General features: G+C 37.8%; 15 protein-coding genes and 1 tRNA gene. 10 read left to right on the top strand and 6 right to left on the bottom strand.

The features are described from left to right. Positions 1-78: 78 nt before the first annotated feature. The 5 genes from AC559H_RS18400 (at position 79) to AC559H_RS18420 (ending at position 12,350) form a co-directional block, all read left to right on the top strand. Positions 79-2,745 carry a pentapeptide repeat-containing protein gene (locus AC559H_RS18400; RefSeq protein WP_051319450.1) on the top strand — a complete coding sequence of 889 codons (2,667 nt, stop codon included), beginning with the start codon at positions 79-81 and terminating at the stop codon, positions 2,743-2,745. A 254-nt stretch (positions 2,746-2,999) separates the two neighbouring features. Then, positions 3,000-9,278 carry an AAA family ATPase gene (locus AC559H_RS18405; RefSeq protein ID WP_051319451.1) on the top strand — a complete coding sequence of 2,093 codons (6,279 nt, stop codon included), beginning with the start codon at positions 3,000-3,002 and terminating at the stop codon, positions 9,276-9,278. A gap of 73 nt (positions 9,279-9,351) precedes the next feature. Next, positions 9,352-9,855: a phosphoribosyltransferase gene (locus AC559H_RS18410; protein WP_026788106.1), complete on the top strand. Its 504-nt coding sequence runs from the start codon at positions 9,352-9,354 to the stop codon at positions 9,853-9,855. A 479-nt stretch (positions 9,856-10,334) separates the two neighbouring features. Then, positions 10,335-10,616, top strand: a complete 282-nt coding sequence (locus AC559H_RS18415; protein WP_026788105.1) for a 4a-hydroxytetrahydrobiopterin dehydratase — start codon at positions 10,335-10,337, stop codon at positions 10,614-10,616. A 96-nt stretch (positions 10,617-10,712) separates the two neighbouring features. Next, on the top strand, positions 10,713-12,350 hold the full coding sequence (locus tag AC559H_RS18420) for an HD family phosphohydrolase (RefSeq protein WP_026795339.1): 1,638 nt from the start codon (positions 10,713-10,715) through the stop codon (positions 12,348-12,350). A 4-nt stretch (positions 12,351-12,354) separates the two neighbouring features. Here AC559H_RS18420 and AC559H_RS18425 read toward each other — a convergent pair whose 3' ends face one another. Beyond that, positions 12,355-13,422 carry an ABC transporter permease gene (locus AC559H_RS18425; protein WP_026795338.1) on the bottom strand — a complete coding sequence of 356 codons (1,068 nt, stop codon included), beginning with the start codon at positions 13,420-13,422 and terminating at the stop codon, positions 12,355-12,357. Between the two features lie 83 nt (positions 13,423-13,505). Next, positions 13,506-14,585: an AI-2E family transporter gene (locus AC559H_RS18430; protein WP_026795337.1), complete on the bottom strand. Its 1,080-nt coding sequence runs from the start codon at positions 14,583-14,585 to the stop codon at positions 13,506-13,508. Positions 14,586-14,856: 271 nt separating this feature from the next. On the opposite strand from AC559H_RS18430, the gene AC559H_RS18435 reads away from it, so the two are divergent. The 3 genes from AC559H_RS18435 (at position 14,857) to AC559H_RS18445 (ending at position 17,790) form a co-directional block, all read left to right on the top strand. Continuing rightward, a complete protein-coding gene (locus tag AC559H_RS18435; protein WP_148292256.1) occupies positions 14,857-16,182 on the top strand; it encodes a mannosyltransferase family protein in 1,326 nt (441 codons plus the stop codon). A 121-nt stretch (positions 16,183-16,303) separates the two neighbouring features. After that, a complete protein-coding gene (locus AC559H_RS18440) occupies positions 16,304-17,638 on the top strand; it encodes a DUF2079 domain-containing protein (protein WP_272944317.1) in 1,335 nt (444 codons plus the stop codon). Next, positions 17,635-17,790: a hypothetical protein gene (locus AC559H_RS18445; RefSeq protein WP_155806316.1), complete on the top strand. Its 156-nt coding sequence runs from the start codon at positions 17,635-17,637 to the stop codon at positions 17,788-17,790. The genes AC559H_RS18440 and AC559H_RS18445 overlap by 4 nt, the downstream gene beginning before the upstream one ends. On the opposite strand, the gene ctpC is transcribed toward AC559H_RS18445, so the two are convergent. Further along, entirely contained in the window at positions 17,783-19,069 is a 1,287-nt protein-coding gene (gene ctpC, locus AC559H_RS18450) for a carboxyl-terminal processing protease CtpC (protein WP_026788099.1), read from the bottom strand. The two genes, AC559H_RS18445 and ctpC, sit on opposite strands and share 8 nt — an antisense overlap. A 152-nt stretch (positions 19,070-19,221) precedes the next feature. Next, positions 19,222-20,442 carry a (E)-4-hydroxy-3-methylbut-2-enyl-diphosphate synthase gene (gene ispG / locus AC559H_RS18455; RefSeq protein WP_026795333.1) on the bottom strand — a complete coding sequence of 407 codons (1,221 nt, stop codon included), beginning with the start codon at positions 20,440-20,442 and terminating at the stop codon, positions 19,222-19,224. 181 nt (positions 20,443-20,623) lie between these two features. Between ispG and AC559H_RS18460 the strand changes: the two genes are divergently transcribed. Beyond that, the gene (locus AC559H_RS18460; RefSeq protein ID WP_043938957.1) at positions 20,624-21,313 is read left to right on the top strand and encodes a Uma2 family endonuclease; all 690 of its coding nucleotides are present in this window, start codon (positions 20,624-20,626) and stop codon (positions 21,311-21,313) included. A gap of 68 nt (positions 21,314-21,381) precedes the next feature. Here AC559H_RS18460 and AC559H_RS18465 read toward each other — a convergent pair whose 3' ends face one another. After that, entirely contained in the window at positions 21,382-22,683 is a 1,302-nt protein-coding gene (locus AC559H_RS18465) for a PQQ-dependent sugar dehydrogenase (RefSeq protein WP_043938959.1), read from the bottom strand. A gap of 51 nt (positions 22,684-22,734) precedes the next feature. Beyond that, positions 22,735-22,806 (bottom strand) — tRNA-Val (locus tag AC559H_RS18470). A 76-nt stretch (positions 22,807-22,882) separates the two neighbouring features. Here AC559H_RS18470 and AC559H_RS18475 point away from each other — a divergent pair. Beyond that, positions 22,883-23,554 carry a metal-binding protein gene (locus tag AC559H_RS18475; RefSeq protein WP_071782589.1) on the top strand — a complete coding sequence of 224 codons (672 nt, stop codon included), beginning with the start codon at positions 22,883-22,885 and terminating at the stop codon, positions 23,552-23,554. Positions 23,555-23,580: the final 26 nt, after the last annotated feature.

Consider the following 23,580-nt stretch of genomic DNA (forward strand, 5'->3'; position numbering starts at 1 on the left):
TGTGATCGGCTAGGGTGGATATTATGGGAATCAATCGTTTTGTTAGTTTAACCTGTAGCCGTAAGAAACCGGATAAAAATGATCGGAGATAGCAAATCCCAAGAACGCAAATTCATTGCCACTGAACCTCTATTTTTAGCAGGAGAACGGGCAGAATCTCAAGTTTGGACTGGCATTTCTCAAAGCTTTGTCCAACGAGATTGTATTGCCTATTGGCGCTATCCGATTTTCTCGAAACTGGGACGGTTTCGCAAGGAACCTGATATTTTAATCGTAGATGCAGAATGGGGATTAATTATTATTGAGGTGAAATCAATAACAATTGAGCAAATTCTAGGGATTAGAGGTCATTGCTGGGAACTACAAGAATCTTATACTACCCAAGCCAACCCTTATCAACAGGCTGAAAATCAATTATATGCTTTATTAGAATATTGCAATTTAGAGGAAATTCTCCGTCGAGCCGTTCCTGGTCGTGTATTGGTCGCCCTACCCCGGATTCTTGAATCTGAATGGCAGTATCGGGGATTTCACCAGCTACCGAGTTGTCCGCCAATTTTATTTAGAGAAGATTTAATCACAGAATCGGGGAAAACTGGGGAAAAGTTGGGTTTAATCGAACGGATCAAAACCGCACCCTTGCTGGCAAAAGGTGCGGAACTTTCCCCGGAACAATGGCGGGTGTTAAAGGCGGTAATTAGTGGGACGCCGTTATTTAGGACGCCGACTCGTCGATTTTTTTTGAGTCCAAAGGATTATTTGGAACCTTCTTTAACCCGTAGTGCGGTATTAGAAACGGTTAGAAAACGTATTTCTGAATTGGATTTACAACAGGAACAAATTGCTAAGGTGATTCCCCCAGGGCCACAACGCATCCGAGGAGTTGCGGGTTCAGGAAAAACTGTTTTATTATGTCAAAAAGCGGTGCAAATGCACCTTAAATATCCAGAGTGGGATATTGCATTAGTATTTTTTAGTCGCAGTTTATATGAACCTATTTTACAACAGGTGGATCAATATTTAAGAAGATTTAGTTGTAATCAAATTAGCTATGATTCTCAAAATTCTAAGTTAAAAGTTCTCCATGCTTGGGGAGCTAAAGATCAACAGGGTTTTTATAGAACTATTTGTCAATCGGCGGGGATTTGGAGCCAAAGTTTACAACAAACTACTCGTTTAAAAGCCAATGAATCTTTAGCAGAAGCTTGTTTACATTTATTGAAATCAGCTACAATTCCAGCTATTTTTGATGCGGTTTTAATTGATGAAGGTCAAGATTTTATGGTGGAGGATGACCTGAAATTTGAGGGAAAACAGCCTTTTTATTGGATGGCTTATCAATCTTTACGTCCGGTGACAGTTGCCGATGGGAATAGTGGGGAAATTCCACAAAAAAGATTAATTTGGGCCTATGATGAAATCCAAAGTTTAGATAGTTTAAAGATTCCGACGGCGAGTGAATTATTTGGGGATAAGTTGGGACAGTTAGTAACCGGGGAATATAGCAATGGGATTCAAAAAACAGAAATTATGTCTCGATGTTATCGAGTTCCAGGGGAAATTTTAACGGCGGCTCATGGCCTGGGTTTGGGATTATTACGTTCCCAAGGATTATTAACCGGAACTGTTTGGACAGAAGATTGGGAAATGCTGGGTTATGAAGTAATTTTATCTAATCCAAAACTAAAGGAAAAATCTCTTGTTAATGCTTATTTGACAACAGAAGAAACCATTACTTTAAAACGTTCTGAAGAAAATTCCCTGAATCCCATGGCTCAGTTATGGAAAAAACCTTTAATTGAATTTGAGGCCTATCATTCTCGTTCAGATGAATTAATTGATTTAAGCGATCGCCTGGTTTATAATCTAAAAATTGACGGGTTGCGCCCCAGTCGAGAAATTTTAATTATTGTTTTAGGAATCGGTTGGGAAGCTATACAACTACAAACCTATATTGCCAACTTTTTAATTCAGCAAGGCATTGATATTTTTATCCCTGGAACCTCTGATTGTAATATACTAAAACCTAGTTATAATAATGCCCATGGGAATCAATTTTGGTGTGAAGGTGGGGTGACAATTTCTCGGATTCATCGAGCTAAGGGACAGGGAGCAGATATGGTTTATATTGTTGGTTTAGAGCAAGTTGCGATCGCAGAAAATAATCTTAATTTCCGCAATCAATTATTTGTCGCCATGACTCGTTCTCGAGGTTGGTTACGATTAAGTGGTTTAGGTTCCTATCCGTTTTATGAAGAAGTTTCACAGGTGATCAAAAGTGGTAATACCTTCACATTTCCCCGGTTATTTTCACCTCAACGGGATATTAGTATTAGTACCAGGGGGGAACTGATGCGAAGATATGAAAACGGCGATCGCAATTTTCAAGGTATCGACCTATCTGGTCTGGATTTAACCGGAGTCAATTTAAGTTATGCTAATTTAATTGGAGCTAATCTCCAAAATGCCAATCTTACCCAAGCCAACTTAAAACAGGCTAAATTAGTAGTAGCGAATTTAAGCCAAGCGGAAATGACAGGTGCTAACTTACAGCGAGTCAAGTTAGTTAGTGCCAATTTACAACAAACCCGATTAAATTTTTGTGATTTGAGACGAGCAGACCTGAGCAATGCCGATCTCAGTCAAGCACAATTAATCGGTGCTAACTTAAAAGACGCTAATTTAAGTGGGGCTAATCTAGCTCTGGCTGACCTTTCCCGCGCTAATCTCCAGGGAACAGTTTGACACTGGGGTAAACTGCACAGAGGCGATTTTAACTGGGGCAATATTACCCGATGGTGGGATATTTGAGCCAATTCCTGAACAATCCTCACTGATCAACTATGATTAAAAGAGTTTGGGATGTCCGTTGCTAGTCAAGCATCAACCTTTAATCCCCAACCGCTTCGTAACTTGCCTTTATTAATCAATAACAACTGAACTGGTAACTGTTTATTAATCCACACCCCTTTCCGGTTTCGATAAGCGAGAATCCCGTTATGATTACTTTACCTGGCTATCAGATTCTTAACCCTATTTATAACGGATCGAGAACACTCGTTTATCGTGGAATTCGTTTGTCCGACCAGTGCCCTGTGGTGATTAAATTATTACGCAGTGAATACCCCTCCGTCGTATCGTTGATCGAATTTAGGAATCAATATCGGATTACTAAAAACCTAAATATATCGGGAATTGTTCCGATTTTGGATTTGGAACCTTATAGTAATGGGTTTGCCTTGATTATGGAGGATCAGGGTTATGTTTCCTTGGCAGATTATTGGGTGATTCGAGAATTAACTTTTGGGGAATTATTGAGAATTGCGATTGAAATTACCCGAATTTTAGAACAGTTATATCAACATCGAATTATTCACAAAGATGTGAAGTTGCAAAATATTTTAGTGCATCCCGAAACCCTAAAAATTCAACTGATCGATTTTAGTATTTCCACCCAATTTGACCGCCAAAATCAGGAATTTTTCAATTCCCAAGGGTTAGAAGGAACCTTAGCATATATGTCCCCTGAACAGACAGGAAGAACCCATCGAGGTATTGATTATCGAACAGATTTATATTCTTTGGGTGTTACCCTTTATCAATTATTCACGCGCAAACTTCCCTTCCAGTCTTCCGAACCTTTAGAGTTAATTCATGCCCATTTAGCCCTCTTACCTTTGCCTTTAATTGAAATCAGACCTTCTTTACCTTTGATGTTAAATAATATTATTTTAAAATTGATGGCTAAAAATCCAGAAGCACGGTATCAAACCCCATCAGGATTATTACATGATTTAGAATTATGTTTAGAACAGTGGGAAACAATCGGGGATATTCCTCTATTTCCTCTAGCCAGCATGGACTTAAATGATCGTTTTATTATTCCTGATAAGTTTTATGGACGGGAATCAGAACTAGCTCATTTAAGTTCAATTTTTCCAGAGATTCAATCCAGAATTATCGTTATTACGGGTCAATCGGGTATTGGAAAATCGTCCCTGGTTCAAGAGTTTTATCAAAAAACAATCCAAAATCAAGCTTATTTTATATCCGGTAAATTTGATCAATTTAGAAATAATACCCCCTTTTGGGGATGGGTACAAGGGATTAAACAGTTAATTCAACAAATCTTAACAGAAACTCCCGCAAAAGTTGAAGATTGGAAAACCAAACTAATGGAAGCATTAGGAGAAAAAACCCAGATTCTCGTTGATGTTATTCCCGAACTAAAATCTTTATTAAATCAGCAAGTTTTAACTCCTGAATTAGAAGCAAATCTTGATCAAAATCAGTTTAATCGTTTAATTCTCAGGTTAATTCAGGTCTTTGCTCAACCGCCCCATCCCTTAATTATTTTTTTGGATGATTTACAATGGGCGGATATAGAATCTTTAAGATTAATTCAGGTATTAATGAGTCCTGAAAATTCATCCCAATCCCTAGTTTTAATTCTAGCCTATCGGGATCAAGAAATCGGAGAAACCCATCCTTTAAGAGAAACCTTACAAACCTTAGAAAATTTAGGAACTCCGATTGAGCAGATTGTTTTAAATCCTTTAGAAGCATCTGCCATTAATCAAATCATAGCAGAAACATTAGTTTGTTCCTTAGAATTAGCTCAACCCCTAACGAAATTAGTCAACCAACAAACCCAAGGAAATCCTTTTTTTGTGAGTCAATTTCTCCAGTCATTATATACAGAAGAACTAATCTGGTTTCATCCGCCTCAATCTTCCCTTGGTAATCAAGATTTACTGAGGGGTTGGCAATGTGATTTAACGGAAATCAAAACTCGTTTTGTTAACCCTAATATTTTAGATTTAATTATTCATAAATTACAACAATTACCAGAAGCAACCCAGGAAATTTTAAAATTTGCTGCCTGTTTAGGCCATCAATTTAATGCCTTTGATTTAGCAACGGTGACAGAAATATCCTATTTAGAAATCTTACAAGCCTTAGAAGTTGCTGCTCAGGCTCAATTGATTGTTATTGTTAAAGAAATTTATCCATTTTATTCCCTAGAAATAGGTGTAGATTTGGGTTCACAATTTGATCCCGATGAAACTTTACCCCTATTACAATCGGGAGTTGATCAATATAAATTTATTCATGATCGAATTCAACAAGCTGCCTATCTTTTAATTCCCAGTTCTCAACGACAAGCGACCCATTTAAAAATAGGAAAGTTATTATTAAATCAAATTCAAAAACGGTTTGATCAACCCATAGAAACAATTTTAACTGAACTTTTGCCAGAAACTTTATTGAATATTATTAATCAGTTCAATTTAGGCGTAGGTTTAATTAAAAATCTAAAAGAACGTCATCAGTTAGCCTTATTTAACTTAATAGCAGGACGCAAAGCAAAGATAACCACCGCCTATCCAACGGCCGTTGGACATTTAGCGATCGGGATGGGATTATTAACCGCCAACAGTTGGGAAACCGACTATCAATTAACCTTAGAATTATATACAGAAGCCACAGAAGTTGCGGCTTTAAGTCAAGATTTTGAATCCCTAAATGATTGGGGTAGGATTATATTAGAACAGGCTAAAACCCTATCGGATCAAGTTAGAATTTATGAGTTATTGATTCAAGGGTATAGAAGTCAACATCAAGATCAAAATGCGGTGAATCTTGCTTTAACTGTTTGTCAACAGCTTGATGTGAGTTTGGGAGATGATTCCCCTTTAGAATCTTGGCAAGAATTAAAGCAAAATTTTATCAATTATTTAGCGGGAAGATCCCCTTTAGAATTATTAGATTTGCCCGAATTATCCGATCCTAATTTAGTGAGTTTATTCACTATTTTAACCGCCAGTTTTCCTTCAGCTTACGTTACCATACCTGAACAATTTCCCATAAGGGTAATCACATTAGTAAATTTATCCTGTCAACGGGGAAATACCGCTTTATCTAGTTTAGTTTATGCAGCTTTCGGATTTATACTTTGTACCCAAGGAGATATAGAATTAGGGAATGAAATGGGAGAATTGGCTTTAGAATTATCTGCTAAATTAGGGAATTATGAGTTAAAAATTAATGTCAAAAAATTAGTTTATACCCTAATTAAACCCTATAAATATTCCTTAAAAAATCTGTTATCACCTCTACAACTATACTCATACCAAATTCAAGAACTTGGGAATATTGAACAAGGGTATTGTCTAGCTCAATCCTATATTAAAATAGCGGATATTGTTGGTAAAGATATATCGGAATTAGAATCAGAAATTGAGTATTTCTTAAATCAGTTTCGAGATTTTAAATCTCCATCGGAACTTATGGTTATGACCCACTATGAGCAAAAGTTACAAATTTTAAATGGGAAATTAGATCCCCAAACCCTACTTAATTTTTCAATTGAGGCTGAAACCCAAATCCAAAAAATGAGTGAAATTGGACATTCTTCCCAAGAAATACCGTTTCAATTGGCTTTAAATTTTATGATTTTAACCTATAGATTAGGGAAATTTCAACAGGCGCGGGAGTGGTGTCAACAAGCCGAATTATATTTAGATAGACAAACCTATTTCATTTTCTTACCGATTTTTTACTGTTATCAATCTTTAATTAATCTAGCCCTCTATTCTGAATATTCTGGGGAGCAACAGGCTCGTATTTTAGAAACAATTTCCTTAAATCTTGAAAAACTAAAAATCTATGCTACCTTGACCCCGGTAAATTTTTCCCATTATTTTTATTTGGTAGAAGCCGAATATAACCGAATTCAAGGGAATTATGTTAAAGTGATGGAAGCCTTTGAACAAGCGATTGATTGGGCTCAAACCCATCAATTTATTCAGGAAGAAGCCCTCGGTTATGAATTAGCGGCTCAATTTTATTTAGATTGGGGAAAAGAAAAAATTGCTCGGGTATACCTAATTGATGCCTATTATGGTTATGCTCATTGGGGCGCTTTTGCTAAAGTTAAGATTTTAGAATCTCGTTATCCTCAACTGTTAGATTCTATTTTGGAACAAATTATTGTCCCTAAAACTGGAGTCACAATCAATACAAATACCGAAGAAACAATTATATCAAGTAGTAATGGGGGTTCGGCGGCTCTTGATTTAGCAACGGTGACCAAAGCCTCTCAAGCCCTATCTCAAGAAATTGATTTAGAGCAGCTTTTGAGGCGATTAATTCAAGTGGTGATTCAAAATGCTGGAGCAGAAAAATGTTGTATTCTTTTGTTTAAATCGGGCAACTTAGTGATTGAAGCGATCGCTAGTTTAAATCCTTTAAATGGGGACTCCATTGAAATTCATTCCTTATTAAAATCCCTACCCATAGAGGAGAGTGAAAACCTACCGCTTTTAATTCTGAATACGGTGATTCAAACCCAAGAATTTGTGATTTTATCCGATGCTCGTCAAGAACCCCGATATCGTCATGATCCCTATTTGGAACATCATCAATCCCGATCTATTTTAATGACTCCGATTAAAAATAGAGGAAAATTGATTGGAATTCTGTATCTTGAAAATAACTTAACAACCGCAGTGTTTACCCCAGAAAGATTAGAAGTTCTGAAAATCCTATTTTCTCAAGCTGCAATTTCCATTGATAATGCTAAACTGTATTCCCAGGTTAGAAATAATGAACGACAGATGACACAATTTTTAGAAGGAATTCCCGTGGGTGTTGCTGTTTTAGATCCCACAGGAAAGCCCTATTATACCAATCAAAAAGCTCAGGAATTACTCAAAACTAAAGTGATTCCTGGAGTGGTCTGTGATGCCTTATCTAATATTTATCAAGCCTATCTTAACGGGTTTCAAAACCATCTATCCTATGCCCCAATTTCCGATGATAATTTCTCTAATTCGACCCAAGACACCACCTTTATTTTAGAAGTCAATCAAGGGGATAAAACCATTTTGATTGAAAATTGGGTGACACCAACCTATGACGAACAGGGGGATTTAGCCTATGCAATTCTCGCCTTTCAAGATATTACTAAACGTCAGCAAACTGAACAAGCATTAAGACAGGCGGAAGAAAAATATCGCAGTATTTTTGAAAATGCTAGTGAAGGCTTATTTCAAACTACACCCACCGGACGTTATATTAGTGCAAATCCCGCCCTAGCCAGAATTTTAGGTTATGATTCTCCCTGGGATTTAATGTCGATGATTACTAATGTTCAAGAAGAACTTTATGTTGATTCCCAAAGGCGAAAGGATTTTAAACAATTAATTGATCAGCAGGGAGAAGTTTCAGGATTTGAATTTAAAGCCTATCGTAAAGATGGCAGTATTATTTGGATTTCTGAAAATGCCCGGGCTGTATTTAATGAGCAGAATCAATTACTTTATTATGAAGGTTTTGTGGTTGATATTACCGAGCGAAAAAAAGCCGAAGAAGATCGAATTCAATTTATGCAAAAACTCTCAGAATTGAATCTTCATTTAGATGAAGCCCTAGATTCTGAATTTGAATTAACCGACGCAGCGGCGCGATTTGTTCCCCATGAATTTCTTTCTTTTTTGGGTTATGAAAGTATTGTAGAAGTGCAGTTAGGGGCGGCAGTTCAAAAAGAAATGTCGATTTTATTTGCTGATATTCGGGATTTTACTAGCCTGTCTGAAGATATGACACCCGAAGATAATTTTAAATTTATTAATGCTTTTTTAAGTCGTATGGAGCCTGCAATTGTTGATAATTATGGGTTTATTGATAAATATATTGGGGATGAAATTATGGCATTATTTGGCGGATCTGCCGATGATTCTGTACGAGCTGGAGTGGAGATGATTAATCGACTTAATGACTATAATGAAACCCGCCAACGCCCCGATCGTCCCCCAATTAAAATTGGCATTGGCATTAATACCGGGGGATTAATGTTGGGAATTGTCGGGGGTAAAAATCGCCTGGATAGTACGGTGATTAGTGATTCGGTGAATGTGGCTTCTCGGATTGAAAATTTAACTAAAAATTATGGGGTTTCTTTATTAATTACCCATTGGACTTTTATGGCTTTAGAAGACGCTAATCAATATGCGTTTAGAATTATTGATCGGGTAAAAGTCAAAGGAAAATCCGATGCTGTTACTGTCTATGAGGTGTTTGATGCAGATTTACCCGAAATTAAAGCGGGGAAATTAATTACAAAAACTACCTTTGAGTATGGATTAATGCAGTATTATTTAGAACGTTACTCAGAGGCGGCACAGTTATTCCAAGAATGTCTGGATCGCAATCCCCAAGATCAAGTGGCTCAAATTTATTTAGAACGCTGTTTATCGAAAATGAGTAATGGGTAATTACGAATTACGAATTACGAATTACGAATTACGAATTACGAATTACCCATTACGAATTACCCATTACCTAATTATGAGCGATCTGTATATTTCTTGGACAGAATATCATCAAAAGATTGAAACCTTAGCCAAAAAAATTTATGACTCCCAATGGCAATTTAATCAAATTGTCTGTTTAGCAAGGGGAGGATTGCGCGTGGGGGATATTTTATCTCGAATTTTTGATCAACCCCTGGCAATTTTATCCACATCATCCTATTCTGGAGTCGGGGGGAAAGTTCGAGGAGGAATTAAACTCGCTGAACACCTAACAATGACAACAGACACATTAGGAAGTCAAGTTTTATTAGTAGATGATTTAGTCGATTCTGGGGTTAGTTTACAAGAGTCTATCGGTTGGTTAAAATCCCGTTATCCCCAAATTCAAGAAATGAAAACCGCTGTTTTGTGGTACAAAAGTTGTTCGGCGATCGCTCCCGATTATTATATTGATTATCTGGCTGATCATCCCTGGATTCATCAACCCTTTGAATGTTATGAAAACTTAAATTTAGCCAAGCAGGATTATGCAGATTAACATAGATTAAAATCCGTGAAATCCGTGAAATCCTCTTAAATCCGTGATCCCTATTTCCCGATAGATTGCAAAATCTTAATTTTACCTCTGGAAAGTATTTGATTTTTTTACCAATTGGGGTGTGCAATTCTGAAATATTGTGTTATCCTAAAAAGCGTAAACACTGAACGAATTAAACCGTTTAGGGAATCAAGGAGGTGATGCCCATGATTGAAGGTAGTAAACCCATGGGTCACTTGATTGGAAAATGCCGGCTGTGCGCCGGGGCTGTCCTCTAGTGCCAAGTCTATGTTCTGTTAGGACACTTGTTGACCTAGATAACCGGACTTGTTAGAGTGATCTTCCGGCAGTCAGGTTCCGATTCAAGAGACCCGCTACACCGCTCTCGCCCGATCTGGAATGGCAACGGCTAAAACCAGGGCTGGGTGAGGGCGGATAGTATTGTTTATAATCAATTTATTTTTATCCCTAATAATCCCATGGTTGCACTACTCAATTCTAGCCAAATTCAAGAACTTTCTAGTCAAGTTCCCGACTGGAAAGTGGAAGGAAAGCATTTAAAAATAGTCAAAATCTTTAAAGATTTTATTGAAGCGATTGCATTTGTTAACAAACTTGTTGAACCTGCGGAAACGGCTGGACATCACCCCGATTTAGAAATTTCCTATAATAAATTGACCATCAGTTTAACCAGTCATGATGCCGGGGGCTTAACCGAAAAAGATTTTGCCCTAGCGCAACAAATCTCAGCACTGTTTTAATCTTAAGAATACTGCCGTTTTTTTTATGATAGAATACCCCATAAGCCTTTGCTATTTCCCCATTTGAATTCGCAGCTTTAGCTGTGTTGAAGAAAGATGATTTTTAATAACCCCAAGTTCTTGCCTGAATTTGATGAACAAGCGGAACTAATTGAGAAACTTCTCGATATTGGTACTGCCTTATCTGGAACTGAAGATTTAAGCTCCCTGCTGAATTTAATTTTAGCTAAAAGTCGTGAAATTACGTCCAGTGATGCGGGAAGTGTTTATCTTTTGGATCACAGTGATAATAACTCAAAATTACTGTTTAAAATTGCTCAAAATGCGTCTTTACCTAACTTATCTTTTAAAGAATTTGCTATCCCCTTAACCCCTCGCAGTTTAGCCGGATATGTGGCTTTAAATTCGGTTTCTTTAAATATTCCCGATGCCTATGATTTACCCATACATGAACCCTATCAACTAGATCGGAGTTTTGATGAAAATATTAGTTATCGTACCCGTTCAGTTTTAGTGGTTCCAATGCAAAACCGCAAGGGGGAAGTGATCGGGGTATTACAATTAATTAATCGTAAGGTTAACCCTGATATCAAGATTACGCCAGAAAATGCCATAGAAGCAACAAAATCCTATTCTAAATGGGAGGAGCGAATTTTGCGATCGCTGGCTTCCCAGGCTGCTATTTCGATTGAAAGAAATCATTTACAAGAAAGTATTGAAAATTTGTTTGAGGGATTTGTTAAAGCATCGGTAGAAGTGATTGAAGCCAGAGATCCCTGCACTTGTGGTCACTCAGAAAGAGTCGCAGAATTAGCTGTGCGTTTAAGTCAAGAAGTGAGTCAAACTAACTTTGGTTCCCTCTCTGAAATTACATTTAGTGAGCGTCAATTGCAAGAATTACGCTATGCAGCCCTATTACATGATTTTGGAAAAGTCGGGGTTCCCGAAGCCATTTTAACCAAACCCAAAAAACTCTATCCTACTCAATTAGAAGTCATCCGTCATCGATTTGCCTTAGCTCAACGCACCTTAGAAGCAGAATCAATTCAGAGAAAATATGAACATTTGTTGCAACATTCTGCCCAAAAGCTACCCCAGGAAGAAGAATGTATATTCTGTCAATCTTTGCAAGAATCGGATCAAAAATTATCGCAATCTGTCACTAAATTAAGTAAATATTGGACGATTTTATTAGAAGCTAATGAACCTAAAGTTTTAGCAGAAATTCCCTTAAATCAACTGCGAGAAGTTGCCCAAATAACCTACCGCGATTTAGATGGAGAAATGAAACCTTTATTAACTCCAGAAGAAATTGATCAACTGTTGATCCATCAAGGGACTTTAACCCCAGAAGAACGGGAAAGGATTGAATCCCATGTTAGTTATACCTACGCATTTTTAAAACAAATTCCCTGGACAAATGATTTAAAAAATGTGCCCATGATTGCCTATCGCCATCATGAAAAACTGAATGGAACTGGGTATCCCTTGGGGTTAACAAGCGCCGATATTCCGATTCAAGCTCAAATCATTACGATCGCCGATATTTATGATGCTTTAACGGCTGGCGATCGCCCTTACAAAAGCGGATTACCCACCGTTACCGCATTGAAAATTCTACAACAAGAAGCCTCTAAAAATACCATTAATGCCGATTGTTTAGAGCTATTTAAACAACGGAAAGTTTATGAAGTATTAGGACATAGTATTGATGTGGTGATGGAATTAGCCTAGAATTTTATCGTTGAATACTGCGCGGATCAAGGGCATCTCTTAACCCATCTCCTAATAAATTAAAGGCTAAAACTGTCAAAATAATTAAAATAGCGGGCGGCCAAATCAACCAAGGTTGTAGGACTAAAATTGAGGCATTGGTAGCAGAAGAAAGTAAATTTCCCCAGGAGGGATCGGGGGGTTGAATCCCTAGTCCAATTAAACTTAAAACCGATTCTGAAATAATAAAACTAGGAATGGCTAAGGTAGCAGAAATAATCAAATAAGTAGCCGTTTGGGGCAGAACATGACGGGTAATAATATACAACGGACTTGCACCAATTGCCCTTGATGCTTGCACAAATTGTTGTTCCTTAATTGATAAAACCTGCCCTCGAATCACCCGCGCTAAACCAGCCCAACTAATAAAAGAAATAATCACCACAATTAACAAAAAACGCTGGGTACTGCTAATTTGTGGAGGTAAAACGGCTGCTAATGCCACCAATAAATATAACCCTGGAATCGTCATTAAAACTTCAACAATTCGCATAATTAAGCTATCTAACCATCCGCCAAAATAGCCAGAAATTCCCCCAAAAATCATTCCCAACGGGAAAGAAATCATAATTCCTACTAATCCAATACTTAGACTAATTCGCCCCCCATGAACTAGGCGACTAAACTGATCCCTAGCCTGTTCATCTGTGCCGAGTAAGTTAATTTTTCCAGCCCCTACAGTCCCGAATAAATGACGATCAAAAGGAATTATTCCTAGAATTTTATAGGGTTCTCCCGGCACAAAAAATCGCACTGGACTAGGCTGACTTTTATCAAGATTAATTTCACGTTTTCCGGTTTCAATATCAACCGGGCCTTGAGTAGTGGGATAAACATGGGGGCCTATCCATTGCCCTTTTTGATCATACCAATAAATTTGGGTCGGGGGTAATAAAGAAGCGTTAAGTTGGGATTCATAAGGACTATAGGGTGCAACAAAATTTGCCGCAATTACCACTAAATAAAATAACAGTAAAATTCCAGCCCCAAATTGAGCTAAAGGATTCGTTTTTAGTCGTTGCCACCATTTCATAGTTCAGCTTTTTTCACTCTCAAAACAATAAAATTCATCTCTATTTTTGAAAACATTTTCCCCCATTACCCATTACCAATTACCTATTCCTGTGGATTTAAGGGATTATAAAAAAATGAACCCGTTTGAGGGGGTAAAGTCGGATCAAAAACCACCTCGATAATACTTTTAATCACTCCTGCCATGGGAATTGCTAGAATAAATCCTAATAATCCCCCAATTTTTCCTCCTAATAATAAAGCGCTGAAAATAACAACGGGGCTTAATCCAGTTAAATCCCCCATAATTCGAGGAGCAACAATATTATCCTTCACTTGTTGAACGGAAACGGCAACTGCTAACACCTGTAAAGCCATCCACCAATCAATAAAAGCTACAATAAAAGTGACACTTCCAATGCCTAATGTTGCCCCCACAAAGGGAATAATTTCCAGTAATCCAATCACAACTGCAAATAATAGGAAATAGGGAACTTTAAGCATAAAAAAGGCAACGGTTAAAATGGATGTCATAAATATTCCTTGCAAGGTTTGTCCCAGGACAAATTTTTTCAAATTTCGTTTTAAGGAAATCGTGATCACTTCTCGAATTTGTGGGGATAGAATAGTGATTAAAATTTTCCATAACCGCTCCCCATCTAATAACATATAAAAGGCAATTACCAAGATAAAAATTAAGTCAAAAAACCAATTAAAGGTTCCTAAAACTATCCCCAAACTTCCGGCAAAAATGGGTTCAATGGTTCCCTGAATTTTAGATAAAAGTTGTTGTTGTAAAATCCCCACATCAAAGGGTAAATTACGGTCAACACTCCAGACTTGAAATTCAGCTAACTGTTGTCGTCCTGATTCAATTAATTCTGGTAAGCGTGTGATCAATTGTCGTCCTTGATTAAAGACCGGAGGGACAATGGTTAACCCAATAATTACAAAGGTTAAAATAGCAACTAAATAGACTAAAGCTGCCGCTATTCCCCTAGGAATAAAGCGCTCTAATTTTGCCACTGCATAGTTAAGTAAAAAAGCAATTAATCCAGAGGTTACTAATAAACTAATTAACTCTCCAACATAACCTAATAATTGAAAACTTAACCAACCCACTACTAAAATAAGCAAACAAGTGAGTAAACGATTTTGTAAGGGTGAAAAAACAGAATTGCTCATAGGAAAAATCGAAACCTGAAAATCTACAGTAGTTTACCCTATTTTGGCATAATAGGAAATAGGGATCACGGATTTAAGAGGATTTCACGGATTTCACGGATTTTAATTTGTGTTAATCTGCGTAATCTGCTTAAATCCGTGATAGGTAATGGGGACAACAGATTTTAATGATTACAACCGATTTATAATTGCTTCATTCTTGATACAATTACTTTAATTATAAACTAAAAACAATAATTATTCGCCCGTGCATGGGCAGAAAACTTAACCGATGAATTTAATTAATAGTTTAACTCAAATTTTAGTAAGATTAAAATATTTTTTAATCCAAATTAGCCAATTTTTTCAATCCCAAGGCGTGATTTTTGCCATCAAAATGGGGGTACTTAGTCGCAGTTTGATTTTATTGGCTTTTTTTATAACTGCCCAATTACATCAAGTTTCCTCAGAAACAGAAATAGTAAAAATTGCCTGGGGTTGGCAAATATTTTCGGCTTGGGATAGTCCATTATATCAGGGTATTGCCACCTCTGGATATGAGGTAATTAATCAAAATGAACCCGGTGGAAATGTGGCATTTTTCCCCCTATTTCCTTTGTTAATTCGCGGGTTAATGAATTTAGGTTTACCCTTTGAAGTAGCGGGAACTTTAATTAATAATTTAGCTTTTTTTGGAGCTTTAATTTTACTGTATAAATGGGTTGAAACTACTAATAATCCTCAAGCTGCTCGTTGGACAACGGCTGTTTTAGCTTGGTGTCCGTTATCTATTTTTGGGAGTGTTATTTATACTGAAGGTTTGTTTTTATTTCTGAGTACCGCCGCCCTCCGAGCATTTGATTTAAAAAAATATCCTCAAGTGATTTTATGGGGCAGTTTAGCCACGGCAACCCGCATTACTGGACTGGCTTTAATTCCGGCTTTTTTAATTACATCCTGGCAAAAACGAAAGCCTGCGATCGCCTATTTATCCGGCTTATTAAGTGGCGGTGGGTTGTTATTTTATAGCCTATATTGTTGGATAAAATTTAATAATCCCATTGCTTTTATTACCGTCCAACATACCCAATGGCAACGCCAAACTGGATTTGATAGTCAGGGATGGTTAAAAATGATTATGCAAATTTTGATCGGTTCTCAAAATTGGAAACAAGGCACAATTGTTGACCCTTGGCATCCACTTTTAGTGATAATAATTGCTATAATAGGATATTGTATTTGGCGTTATCGGTATCAATTAGGAAAGGCAAAATTTGATTATAGTTTATTTTTATTAATCATCATTTTATGGCTAATTGCTGGAGATCCTTTCCTGAATACAGCTATTATTTTGGGAGGAGGTTATTTACTCTGGTATTTACGCCATGAACTTAGTTTGGTAGCGGTTAATTATGGCTTTTTTGCCCTGGGTTTATTATTAGCCTCTGGGGGTACAATTTCTCTAAGTCGTTTAACCTATGGTATTATTTCTATTAGTTTAGCTTTAGGGGTGATGTTATCCCATCATCGTCGTTGGGGTTATCTAACCTTGGGATTTTTTGCCCTCTTACTGATTAGTTTTTCAATTCGCTTTGCCCAACATCTTTGGGTAAGTTAATAGAAAAAGGGCAATAAAGGAAAATATAGAATCTTTAATAAATAAGATAAAAAATGATATTATTTTCAGAAAAAAAATTAAAGTTTATCCCGTATTAACGGGAGTTATTATCAGCAGCTTAATTTTATTTGCTTGTAGTAGTTTACGTCATTTTTTCTTTCAATCTAATGCCTATGATTTAGGAATTTTTGATAATGGAATTTACTTAATTAGTCAGGGAAAAGAACCCTTTGTTTATTTTCGAGGATTACATATTCTAGGGGATCATGCCGCCTATATTCTGTATATTATTGCCCTATTTTATAAACTTTACCCCGATATTCATTGGTTATTTGCTATTCAAGCAATTTCCCTTTCCCTCGGTGCATTACCCACTTATCAGCTATCTTTACAAGCAGGATTAAAAGAAACCCAAGCCCAAACCCTAGGATTTGTCTATCTATTATATCCTTTAATTTTTAATGTTAATTTATTTGATTTTCACCCGGAAGTAATCGCCTTACCTGCGATTTTATATGCTATTTTAGCGGCTAGAAATAATCATATTTTAGGATTTATTATCTCGATTTTTATTATTTTAGGCTGTAAAGAAGTTTTATCTTTATTATTAATAACAATGGGGATATGGTTATGGCTATTTGAGAAAAAACGCCGTTGTGCTGCGATCGCAATTCTTTCAGGAATATGCTGGTTTTTCCTCTCTACAGAATGGATTATCCCCCACTTTTCCCAAGCCCCACCCATCGCCGTTGGAGTCTATAGTTTCCTGGGAAATTCTCTATTTGAAATCAGCTTAAATATCATATTAAAACCTGGATTAGTATTAAGTAAAATTTTCACTTTAGCTAATTTAGAATATTTAATTTTACTCTTAATTCCCTTAATTTGGGGACTCTCTTGGCGACATTTAACTCCTTTAATTTGTGCGACACCAATTTTATTTTTAAATCTGTTAGCCGAAAATCCCCAAATGAAGAACTTAACGCAACAATATTCCTTAGCAATTTTGCCTTTTCTTTTATTAGCTATTATTGCCAATTTAGCAACAGGAGGAGGATGGATAAAACAAAAAAAATGGATAATTTTATGGTCTTTAATTTGCTTTTTCGCCTTAGCAAAATATGGTTATTTTGCCTCCAAATATCTCCAAACCCTCGATAATTGGCAAGCTACACGGGAAGCCCTAACCTATATTAAAACCCAAAATCCTGTTTTAACCACGGATAAAATTACCCCCCACCTTACCCACCGTCCTATCCTACAATTAGCTATCCAAGGACGAGAACAGACCGATTTAAAACCCTTTCAATATGTTTTATTAAACCAACGTCACCCCGGATGGCCGAGTTCTCCCGAATTAGTAATCGAATTAGTAAACCGATTAAAAAATCATCCTGATTTTCAATTAAAATATCATCAGGATGATGTTTGGTTATTTGAACAAGATTCTGTTTGAAAATAATCGCAAAAACGCTTTTTAGTTGTTGGGCTTTAGCCCAATCTTTCTGGGATAAAGCACGGAAAGATGGGGCTAAAGCCCAACAACGAGCCCAACAACGAGCCCAACAACGAGCCCAACAACGAGCCCAACAACTTTTAATTACTTAGACTTAGTTTGAGTTCCCTGTTTAGTTTTAGAAATTTCAGCACCGAGAATTTCTAACCCCTTCACATATTGAGGATCATCAATTGTTCCAACTTTAGTCCGATCTTTTCTTAACTCATCCCGTTGTTTTTCGGTGAGTTCAATTTTAATATCCGGTTGAATGCCTTCATGGTTAATATCTCGACCACTGGGGGTAAAATATTTAGCAATAGTTACTGCTAAACCCGAAGATTTGCCAACGCCCCTGACCGACTGAACTAACCCTTTACCAAAGGTTTTTGTTCCGACTAAAAGCGCCCGTTTATTATCCTGTAATGCACCGGATAAAATTTCACTAGCACTGGCCGATCCGCCATCAACTAAAACCACTAATGGTTTACTCGTTAAAGCTCGATTATTTGCCTTTTCACGGTCAGTTTCACCCTGGCGATCCACCGTAGAAACAATATCTCCTTGATTCAGCCACATCCGCGCAATTTCAACGCTAGAATAAAGTAAACCCCCAGGATTTGAGCGTAAATCTAGGACATAACCCGAAACATTTTGTTTTTCTAAATCACTAATAGCATCCCGCATTTCTTCGGCGGCGTTAGCGCTAAAAGTATTTAGGCGAATATAACCAATATCTCCCTTAGAACTAGGATTTTTAGAAGCACGAACCGGATGAATTTCAATGCGATCGCGAGTAATATTAAAATCCAAAGGTTTATCCCCCCGCAGGATTTTAATATTAACTTTCGTTCCCACCGGGCCACGAATTAAACTCACCGCTTCATTAATATCAATGCCCTCGGTACTGCGACCATCAATTTCAGTAATAATATCCTGGGATTGAACCCCAGCACTAAATGCGGGGGAATCCTCAATGGGTGAAATCACCACTAATTTTTTCGTTTTCTCATCCTGGGTTAATTGAATCCCTACCCCCGTTAACTCCCCGGAGGTGTCAATTTGCATATTTTTGAATTCTTCGGGGTTCATGAAGCGAGTATAGGGGTCATCTAGCTTCTTCAACATTTCCCGAATGGCTTTATAAGCCTGTTCATCGTCGGCATAGTTCCGGTTTAAATACTCGGTGCGGGTCGCCACCCAGTCCACTTGATTAAAGGTGCCATCAACATAACTTTTTTGGATCACCTGCCAAACTTCATCAATCAACTCCTTTGGGCTTTCCCGAAAGGATGCCTGACTAGAAAGATGAATTCCTGCTCCGGCAACGGTTACAGCCGTTAACATCATTGCCGTCGCCCCAAGAACCAGCCCACTTCTCGAAATAATCATCGGTTTGCTGAACTAGAAAATAGAAATTTCAATATCAATACGCCCAATTTAGCACAGGTTTCAGCTTTCCGGTATTGATTCTTGGTTCAGGATATAAAAGTAGTTATCAATATTAATTAGCGAGCGAGGACGCTCGCACTGCTTTGAATTAATTAAGGATCAACCCAACGACCATCAGTTTTAATCAAACTAATTAATTCTTCAACCCCTTGGGTTTCAGGGACTTTTTTAATCTCCTCTCGACCCCGATATAGGGAAATAAAACCCGGTTGTTTACCGACATAACCATAGTCAGCATCGGCCATTTCTCCGGGCCCATTAACAATACATCCCATCACCGCAATATCTAAACCCGTTAAATGTTTTGTGGCTTCACGAACTTGATGTAAGACTTCTTCCAAATTAAATAAAGTTCGACCGCAGGAAGGACAAGCCACATATTCAACCATGGTTTTCCGCAGTCCTAAAGCTTGCAGAATACTATAACAAACCGGGATTTCTTTTTCAGGAGCTTCAGTTAAAGAAACCCGAATTGTATCACCAATTCCTGCTGCTAATAAAGTGCCAATTCCCGCCGTTGATTTAATTCGGCCATATTCTCCATCTCCGGCTTCCGTCACCCCTAAATGTAAGGGATAATCCATGCCTAATTCATCCATCCGTTTCACCATTAAACGGTTCGCCGCCACCATCACCGGAACCCGGGAAGCTTTCAGGGAAATAACAATATTTTGAAAATCCAAAGATTCACAAATTTTAATAAATTCTAATGCAGATTCCACCATGCCTTCCGGGGTATCACCATAAGTAAATAACATTCTTTCGGCTAAGGAACCATGATTTACCCCAATTCGCATCGCCTTACCTTGATCGCGCAAAGATACGACTAAAGGTTCTAAGGTTTGTCTAATTTTATCACCAATTTCATTAAATTCAGTTGGGGTGTATTCCGTGCGATCGCTTTTCGGTTTTTCAAATACATATAACCCCGGATTAATTCTTACTTTGTCCACATATTTTGCCACTTCCAAAGCAATTTTCATGCCATTATGATGAACGTCCGCCACCAGGGGCACAGGTTGATAGGTTTCGGCTAATTTCTGTTTAATTTTCCCTACGGCGGTGGCATGACCCACACTGGGAACCGTCACCCGCACAATTTCACAGCCAATTTCATGCAGACGACGCACCGCAGCCGTCGCCCCCTCAATGTCCATCGTATCCTCATTAATCATTGATTGGACAACCACGGGATGACCGCCCCCAATAGTAACCGTCCCTACCTGGACAGGACGGGTTTGACGGCGGTGAATCATCGTATCCACCGATGTTTGACTAGCCGGGGTTTGAGTAGGAATAGGTAAAGTTTGCATAGTTAATAATTGATGTTTGTCAATATAGCGATCGGAATTTTTTTTCCTATTGATTAATAGATTGCCACAAAAGGGGCATTTAGGGAATTACCCATCGCGGATAGTTAAGGGGGTTCGGGAGGAAAGGGGTAATTGCTTCTACAATTTAACTAGGCTCCTGATTGTTACCAAAGGTTTAACGATGTTGTTAGAACTGAAACAAATCACCGTTCCCCCTGGACAAACCGTGATATTTAATCAGATTACTTGGCAAGAATTTGAAACCCTATTAGATGAATTAGGTGAACATCGTTCATCCCGAATTGCTTATGCAAATGAAACCTTAGAAATTATGACTCCCTTACCTGAACATGAATTTAGCAAAGAACTTGTTAGCGATTTGATCAAAGCTTTACTAGAAGAACTCGATATAGAATTTTTCCCTTTGGGTTCAACTACATTCAAAAATCAACTTATGCGACAAGGAATAGAACCAGATAACTGTTTTTTTATTCAAAATGAAGCTTTAGTTAGAAATAAAAACCGATTAGATTTAACAATTGATCCCCCTCCAGATTTGGCTTTAGAAATTGATATTACTTCCCGCACCCATCTTGATATTTATGCCACATTAGGGGTTCCTGAACTTTGGAGATTTGAAAACGGCATATTAAAAATCTATATTTTGCAAAATGGCAACTATCAAGAAACACAATATAGTCCCACCTTCCCTAATTTACCCTTAACTGATATTATCCCTCAATATTTACAAAAAATTAAAATATTGGGACGAAACGCCACAATGAAAAAATTTAGAAGCTGGATTAAAAAGACGTATATAGCAGGGAACACCGGAACAGCCCCCCCAAACCCCCCGTGCACGGGGGGCTAGGGGGGGAGGGAACAGGGGGGATCATCTGTAGCATTTATAATCAGATTTCATATTATTCTCAACCCAACCTAGGGAGAATATTGAACCCGATAAATCCGGCCATTACTTTCTTCAGTAAAAATCAAACTTCCATCGGGTAATACTAATAAACCCACCGGACGACCCCAAGTTTCAGGAATAGCAGGATTAACTAAAAATCCAGTTAAAAATTCCTCGTAATATCCCTGGGGACGACCTTGATTAAAAGGAATAAAAACTAATTTATATCCCGTACCAGAATTGCGATTCCAACTACCTCTAAACGCTACAAATGCGCCTTTTTTATAGGGTTCTGGGAAGGTATTACCATCATAAAATTGTAATCCTAAAGCGGCTGAATGGGCTTGAAATAAAACATCGGGTTTTAAGGTTTTTTTAACTAAATCCGGGCGGACACTTTGACCATTTTGAACATGACGCGGATCTAAATTATTAGGTGTAAAATAACTATAGGGCCAGCCATAGAATTCTCCTGAACGAATACGGGTAAAATAATCAGGAACTAAATCATCCCCTAACCCATCCCTTTCATTAACAGTTGTATAAAGTTCTTTGGTTTCTGGATGAAAGTCTAACCCCACAGGATTTCTTAATCCATAAGCAAATGTTTGTTGATTAGACCCGTCTAAATTCATCACTTGAATTGATGCACGGGGAGGATTTTCTTCACTCACATTTGTTTTTGAACCAATGGAAACATAGAGTTTTTGATTGTCAGGAGAAACAACAACATTGCGTGTCCAATGTTGGTTATATCCGCCTCCAGGTAACTCCGCTATTTTTTCGCCTGTTCCCGTGAGTTGCTGTTGATTATTATAGGAATAACGTCTAACTTCGTCTGTATTTCCCAAGAAAAAATAACCGGGTGAAAATGCCATTCCAAAGGGAATATTTAAGCCATTTTTGCTATCTGCAAAGGTTGTAATTTGATCAGCTACCCCATCTTTGTTGGTATCTTTTAATAACCGAATCCGGTTTTGTTTGGTTTCTGTTACTAATACATCACCATCGGGAGTTAAGGCTAACCACCGAGGATTATCTAAATTTTCGGCAAAGATATTAACTTTAAATCCGGGGGGAACATTTAAAACGGGGTTATTAGGAATGGGAATAACTTGGGGAGGTTTAGATGCACTCTCACTATGGAAAGGTGGCGGTAAGTCTTCTAAATTAATCCGAATCGGTTGGGGGGATAATGGTTTTATGATAATATTATTTTGGGTTTCGATCGCAACGGAAATGGAGGAATTTGTGGGAATGCGATCGCTATTTTGTTGACAACCGATTAATAATCCTAAAAATAATAAGGGAAAATAACCTAATTTGGACATAATTACCCTGCTATTATTCGAGTTGATGAATTCTATTAAGATTTAAAATCATGGGCGGTACAAGATTCGAACTTGTGGCCTCTTCCTTGTAAGGGAAGCACTCTACCGCTGAGTTAACCGCCCGATTAACACATTCGGCTATTATAGCATAAACTTTTAGAATCACAACCCTATTTTCCCTGATTGATCATTTTACCCCATGCCATCAGGTCAAACCCACGACCAGATAACTCTTTGGAGCTTACCCTTTATTGCGGGCTTAACCTTTAGCCAAACCCGCAGCAGTCACCTCACCTTTCTGGTGACGGGGAGTTTCCTGTTTAGTGGCCTCATGTTTGGCCCCGATTTAGATATCAACTCCCGACAGTTTCAACGCTGGGGGATGTTGCGGTGTTTCTGGGCGCCCTACCAAAACAGTTTGCGCCATCGCTCCTTTTTATCCCATGGGCCTTTTATTGGGACGGCTTTGAGGATTCTTTATTTAGGAGGAGGTCTGGGAATTTTGGGATTTTTGGGGTTAATGGTGGCACAATATTTAGAGTTACTAAATAGGGAACCTTTAGAAATATTGCAGAATAGTTTGCGATCGCTCTCCAATTATCCGAGGGAATGTATCGCCATTTATTTAGGATTAGAAATGGGAGCCATGAGTCATTCTTTTAGTGACTGGTCTAACTCTTTATATAAAGAATTTAGAAAATGGCTAAAAACCGGAAAAACTCAAACAGAGATCAGGGAAACACCCAAACCCCAAAAAACCAAGCGTCAAGTGTCTGAGTCTCACGAATTGGAGCTTCCCCCAATTAAACCTAAACGTCAAAAATCTAATCCCACAACTGCTAAAAAATCTCCCCGTCGTCCTAAAAAATAAACCTTTTTTGATCATAAAATTCAAGG

This window comes from Planktothrix prolifica NIVA-CYA 540 (genome assembly GCF_963864145.1).
Taxonomy (GTDB): Bacteria; Cyanobacteriota; Cyanobacteriia; order Cyanobacteriales; family Microcoleaceae; genus Planktothrix; species Planktothrix agardhii.